The 6,046-nt window shown below is 36.3% G+C and carries 6 protein-coding genes; all 6 read right to left on the bottom strand.

The features are described from left to right. Positions 1–179 precede the first annotated feature (179 nt). Positions 180–623: a GFA family protein gene (locus SB028_RS20655; protein WP_074176222.1), complete on the bottom strand. Its 444-nt coding sequence runs from the start codon at positions 621–623 to the stop codon at positions 180–182. 512 nt (positions 624–1,135) lie between these two features. Continuing rightward, on the bottom strand, positions 1,136–1,795 hold the full coding sequence (locus SB028_RS20660) for an HAD-IA family hydrolase (RefSeq protein ID WP_044111716.1): 660 nt from the start codon (positions 1,793–1,795) through the stop codon (positions 1,136–1,138). Positions 1,796–1,904: 109 nt separating this feature from the next. After that, positions 1,905–2,933 carry a MerR family transcriptional regulator gene (locus tag SB028_RS20665; protein WP_044111719.1) on the bottom strand — a complete coding sequence of 343 codons (1,029 nt, stop codon included), beginning with the start codon at positions 2,931–2,933 and terminating at the stop codon, positions 1,905–1,907. Positions 2,934–3,266: 333 nt separating this feature from the next. Next, positions 3,267–3,695, bottom strand: coding sequence for a hypothetical protein (locus SB028_RS20670; protein ID WP_044111721.1), 429 nt, complete (start codon positions 3,693–3,695; stop codon positions 3,267–3,269). A gap of 2 nt (positions 3,696–3,697) precedes the next feature. Continuing rightward, positions 3,698–4,396, bottom strand: a complete 699-nt coding sequence (locus tag SB028_RS20675; RefSeq protein WP_044111722.1) for a replication initiation protein — start codon at positions 4,394–4,396, stop codon at positions 3,698–3,700. Positions 4,397–5,545: 1,149 nt separating this feature from the next. Next, a complete protein-coding gene (locus SB028_RS20680; RefSeq protein WP_044111715.1) occupies positions 5,546–5,803 on the bottom strand; it encodes a HigA family addiction module antitoxin in 258 nt (85 codons plus the stop codon). Positions 5,804–6,046 lie beyond the last annotated feature (243 nt).

A 6,046-nucleotide genomic window follows, 5' to 3' on the forward strand; every position in this document is an offset into this window, starting at 1 on the left:
TTTCAGGATAGATTTGGATGTTATGGGGTGTGTTTGGTGCTTAAAATCAGGTTGAGGCGTTTTGATGGTGTTAAACGGGCTGTTTTGAGGTGTAAACTCGCCCGTTTAACATAATGGGCCAGTCACGCATCAAAGCTTCAAGAACTAGTAAAAACGCGCATCTAAGGCGTACTCACTTCTTACTCAAAATTAGCCTGTACAACATTCAACATGAGCAATAAATCGAACAGGCTATTTACCGCACTCTTATTACTATTCGCTGAGCGTACACAATCCCACATCATCGAATCATCGGTGCAAAAATCACCACAGCAGTCAGCGGAAATATCATCATCAAGCAATCCAAGTGGTAGCCATACAAAGGGCTGATCTCTCAAAGCGTTTGGAACTGTCGAACCACATGAATTACAAAAGTCATTTCGATATCCACTTTCCTTTTTCCACGAGGAAATGAAACTACTCGAAGTTTGCCAATCAAAATCTTCAATTTTCACTATGGTGGCTAAATTATGACCAACTCCAGATTGCCTTCGGCATAGTGAACAGTGACATCTATAAAATTTCTCGGGCTGATTTTTTATCGTAAATTTCACTGAGCCACACAAACATGAACCACTAATCAAAGGAATCACCATAAAAATAAAAAAGTGTATTTACTACTATAATACCATCTGTTACGCAGTTCCTGAAAGGTGTCAATGATGCTGATATAGGGGTCAGTTTGGATATAGAAAATTATTGTACGGTAAGCCTGTTTTTTGAACAGGTTTCACCTATCTCAATGAGGTGTACTTCTGCATCAATCCCTTACGGGTTGATTTGGTTAAATAGTGCGCTAAACGTACAAGATTTTCCGATCTCCAAACTGACCCCCAATAGTGTAGGCTTAAATTCCATTGCTTTTTTCTTAGTTGGATGAATCCTAATCTTTAGTTTTTCACCTATGTTTAACTTTCCTTCAACTTTACGGATAAAGGGATTCCAACTCTCATACGATTTAAAGTCAGTCAGTACCTGCCAAACTTATTCCGGTGTCGCATTAATATCAATATGTGTAGTTATCTTTAAAGAAAGCATAATTTACCTCTGGTATCTAGAATGGCGATTCTCTGCTTATAAGCATAATTTAGTAGGGTTATTTTTTGCTGACAGTAATCCTCTTTATGGCAGACACATTTTCAAATATCTCATCAGGTGACAGTTTCTTTAAAAGTTTTTCTGAACTGTAACCCCATAAAACTGCACCGAAAGCAATTCCTACCGTTCTAGCTGCTTCATAATCGGTAATCTGATCACCAATATAGATAGTTTCTGATGGTTTAAAGTCTGCTTTTTTTAAAAGCTGCTTTAACCTAGATGCTTTTCCAAAAAAAGATGCACCGCATTCAAAGTAACTAAAGTATCGACAGCTTGAACCAAGAACACTGGTCACATTTTCGTATCCATTTGAAGAAACTAATCCTACTGTAATTCCATGTTCATTAAGGTGTGCAAGCATTTCATCTGTATGATCAAATAGAGGAATCTTTGAAGAATTTACCTTCATAAGTTTTATAAAACTCTGAGTAATCGCAGGTAGTTTCCATACTGGTATCCCAAGATTTTTCATTATCTCTCGGGAAGATATTTCCCTAAAAGATTCAACCTCATCTAAATAAATCTTCTTGAAAGAATGCATGTCAGCTAGATGATTTATAGTTGAAACAAAGAAAGGAAAGGAATCTGCTAAGGTTCCATCAAAATCGAAAATAACCAACTTATATACTCTAGTTGGATAAGTTTGTGAGAATACCATTTACTCTACTTACTCCATATAAAATATTTTAAAATCATAAATTTAATGACCACCCCAAATTATGGGGTAGCCATACTACTTTGATTATTTGAATAGAGGTAAGCATGTACTAAGCACAACGCATTAAAGCTGATACTGCTTTTTCTAAAAATTGCAAAGTGGTAGGTTTGAGCCAGGTTCCCTCGGCAAGACTTGGTTCATTTTGCATGGCATTGCGAATCTTCGCATGTGTCGCCGGATTTTTGCCTGCGTAACCTTGCAACATGGAGAGCCATTGCTGTGCTAAACATTTTGCTTGTTCACTGTCAGGTTCAATCCCAGCATGAATGGCCTTCTCCAATCCGATCAATAACTGGGGCCAATTTTTCATCTCACGTGCATAATTTTGCTTCATAAAAGCAAATTCCTGCTCGGATAAATAACGTGCAAAAACGTTCAGCTTACTCTCGGCAAATGCTTCAAGTAGAAACTCAACCACTTCCGGATGCACACCCAATTTTTCCTGAAATGCCGATTCAGCTGAATGCATGCTATTCAATTTAACCAACCATTCAGGATTAGCAGCCGTATTCTGTTCGAGAGTCAGCATCCAGCGTGAAGCCAGGTTTTGGGCAGTTTCACTACTAGAAGATTCTCCGGCCTTAAAGAGTGCATTCGCTTCGACGACAAGCGCTTCCCATTCTTTTTGTTGTTTACTGTCTGCCTGTAAAAAAGTCAGATCTGCAAGTTCCTCTTTTGTAAAATATTGTTCGTACATAGACATAAGCTCCAGTGTTTTTAGCCAATTGTCCAGTTCCAGCTCTTCACCATTCATCAGTTGATTTTTGAGACTGCTCAAACGATAGCGCAGTTGAGTCTGCTTAATGATCATCTGATCGATTGCCTGAATCTGCCGATCAATTAATGGGGCGAGTGCCAAGTTTGGACTATTAAGAACCGCGCCAATTTCTGCCAATGTCATTCCAAGCCCTCGCAATGCCTGAATTTGGTATAAGCGAGTAATATCTTGACGGCTGTAAAGTCGGTAACCGGCGTCGGAGCGGGCCGAAGGCTGAAGTAAACCGATATCATCATAGTGATGAAGGGTGCGAATAGTTAACCCTGTCCGCTTAGCCAGTTCACCGACTTGTAATAACATCTTTTGACTCCTTTATTCCTTAGGCGTGTCTTATGCTAGAGGCTAACGTTACGTTAGGGTCAAGTATCTAAGCTATAAAAAATATTTATGGCAAATAATTTACATTTCTAATGTTTTATTTATTTAGGTAGTAGAATTTTTTATATTCCAAAAATTTCGACTCCATTTAACATAATGATGCTTAAGCGTAACGCCATTTAGGCACTCAACCTAAAATTCCCCTCAAATGCTCAAAACTCCCTATCTTCTCCCCGTAAAAAGCCCCATTTTTGTGTTAGTTATTTGTTATCAAAAGGACAGTTTGGGTTTCGCGGTGAAAATGGTATCAAACGGCTATTTTTTCCAGAATTGCCATGATTTTTTGGCGGGCACAGGTCTAGCTTGTTCGGGTGTTGTCGGCAGCTTGGATTCGATTAATAGCATAGCTTGACGTATATCATCTAAATTTTTTGAAAGTAACTCTTTTTCAGCTTTTAAGTGTGCATTTTCTTGTTCAAGAAGTTGAAGTTTAATCTGTAGTGACTGTGTAGTGTTGGGTGTTTCTTGCTGTAGTTTTGATACATTAGTGACACCGTCACAGTCTGTAGTTGGAGAATTGCTTATTTTACCAAATACTCTAATTAACTCAGATGTTTCAATGCTTTTATTTCCTGTATTTTGATCTGTAGTCGTAGACAGTTTCCCTTGTTTTATGTACTTGTGTAGTGTGCTTCTTGCTTTTCCTGTCAGCCTTGCCGCTTCACTGATTGATACCAAAGCCATAATCAATCCTCTAACATCATTTTTATTTGTTGATCTTCTTTGAAGTGAAAGTGTAGCGCAAAAACACTCCTGCCTTTTTTTACTGTATCAACTGTTACAGATAGATTGCTTTTTTGGTTTAACTCTTTTATTGCTGGTTTTATTACCCATTGATTCAGTGATTTGAAGGTGGCGTATTTTTTTTCGTCCAAACCTAGCATCGAGCGAAAATCATTAATGCTGATCAATCGATCGCCAATCACTTTAAATTGCATTAATAACTCATATAAACGAATGCTATAGACACTTTTTAGTGTTGATACATTTTTGATCACAATTTTAGTAAATTGACCTTGAAGCTGAGTTAAGTAGGGCATTATGGAATCAGCAAAAACAATTTCTATTTTTCCCTCACCCTCAAAATATTCTGCTTCTTCTTGGATCCAGCGAATACGTCGTCTTTCATTATTGTTTTGTATATATATCCAACGTTCAGCGAGCTTATCTATAGCTTCTTTTAAATGTCGTTCTGCATTACTTTTTCCCATATCAGGAAATGCTAGATAGAAATCGCCAGATGTAATTTTGAATGTTTTTTGAGGAGTTTTATCCAGAGGGTTTAACTTTCCAATACACATCAATAGCAAGCGCTGTTCCTGTAAAGTTAGTTTGTAACTAGCTTCAATCAAAGCATTGGATTTATATGCTATTAGCTCAGACATGTCGCTTCCTACTTAATGGGATAGGCAAAAAAGTAGTCTATCCCTAAATTAAAGGCAAGTCTTTTATTTTCTCTATGCCTAATTTGTGAGTATTACCGTAAATTTCTATGCCTATTACCGTAAATTTCTATGCCTATTACCGTAAATTTCTATGCCTATTACCGTAAATTTCTATGCCTATATGTGTTTTAATTCTTATTAATCAAAGAAATAAATAACCGTAAAACAAGAATTAAAAACAAAAAACAATTAAAAAAGAAAACCACTGTGGATAACTCAGAAAAATCTGTCAGATACATCACGTTTTTCGGTAATTAAAAGGATGTCGCAAACAACGTTTGCTCCTTTTTTTTAAAAAAAACCTAAAGCACCTCTATAGCTCCATCGCCTTGTTCGAGCAACACACCACACCTTTCTTTTGTCTCCGACCATCCAGCTACTGAGTCGCTGTTTTTTCCGTGTAATTTAATTCGCTACGCTCACAGCTCATCCAGTTCGTGATGGTTTAAACGCTCTGTAGTGGGTTTTAAGCAAAAGTAATCACAAAACTAAATTACCCTTAGCCACGATGTTTAAATTAAACAGAGAGCATTACAGAAACATTTACGGGGGAGGGGGGGAGTGAACTACTTGATAACAATTACGCATATTGTCGCGTATGTAATTAAAATTTCTTTTGTGACCATCTAAAAACTAGTTATCAGACTCTAAAAGTATTTAGTACTCGCCAATTTTTGTTTCTTGCAAACACACACCATACGCAAAATGGAATTTTGATAGTATTTATTTGATAAATATTAAGTTTATTTTTAATTGTTATGGCTATGTAAACATAGAACTGATGCATTTCTGCATCATTCTGATGACGAATTGATGCAGGATATAAAATGTTGAAACTTTATATATCCTATGGGTAAGTATGAAATAAATGGTTGCACATCATATGTGATATAGAGCGTTAAACTGTAACTACTGTTCTCACGCATCAAACTGATGCGCTGCTGATGCATCAATGCATCAACTTTTTCGTGTAAACCTATGTCAATTGATGTTCAAAATTAATAACTGTGCTTATTTTAAGTTTAAATTTTGGCTGAATATGACCAGATATTAAAATACAAAAAATAGAATTTGATGGGTTAAATATCTTTAAAAAAATTCGTTTTTAATAGAGGAGCGTTTATAATAATTTTTTTGAATATTTAACCAAAATGATGAACTGCTACCGAGAGTCATTGATAGACGTTTCGCAATTGGTAATGTAATGATTAGATTACCATTAACGAGCTGTTCAGTTTCAAATACATTCATTTCTAACTTTTCAGCTAAAATATCAATGCTTAGGTTCAGTTCATTCAAAGTTTCAGTGATTAATTCACCTACGTGAGGTGGTTTGTACATTCTCATCTATTGTAACCTTCTATCGATTTTTAAAGAGATATAGCCTCTATTTATCACGAAAATCAAATGTGTGTATCGTTAACTCTTCTGCTTATTTTAAATAGTACTACCGTCCTCGTTTTACTCGGTTGGTAAAATCGTTGAACACCACAAAACAAGTTTGTGCTTTTCAACGATTTCAGGTCAGTTTTTCAGCCAACTCTGACGATGTTAAAAATACACTTAACGGCAACAAAAACCGTTATAAAC

Source organism: Proteus vulgaris (genome assembly GCF_033708015.1).
Taxonomy (GTDB): Bacteria; Pseudomonadota; Gammaproteobacteria; order Enterobacterales; family Enterobacteriaceae; genus Proteus.

Bases quoted from the DNA above. Each gene is read 5' to 3' on its own strand.
- SB028_RS20660 (WP_044111716.1), bottom strand. From the start codon at position 1,795: ATGGTATTCTCACAAACTTATCCAACTAGAGTATATAAGTTGGTTATT.
- SB028_RS20665 (WP_044111719.1), bottom strand. From the start codon at position 2,933: ATGTTATTACAAGTCGGTGAACTGGCTAAGCGGACAGGGTTAACTATT.
- SB028_RS20670 (WP_044111721.1), bottom strand. From the start codon at position 3,695: ATGGCTTTGGTATCAATCAGTGAAGCGGCAAGGCTGACAGGAAAAGCA.
- SB028_RS20675 (WP_044111722.1), bottom strand. From the start codon at position 4,396: ATGTCTGAGCTAATAGCATATAAATCCAATGCTTTGATTGAAGCTAGT.
- SB028_RS20680 (WP_044111715.1), bottom strand. From the start codon at position 5,803: ATGAGAATGTACAAACCACCTCACGTAGGTGAATTAATCACTGAAACT.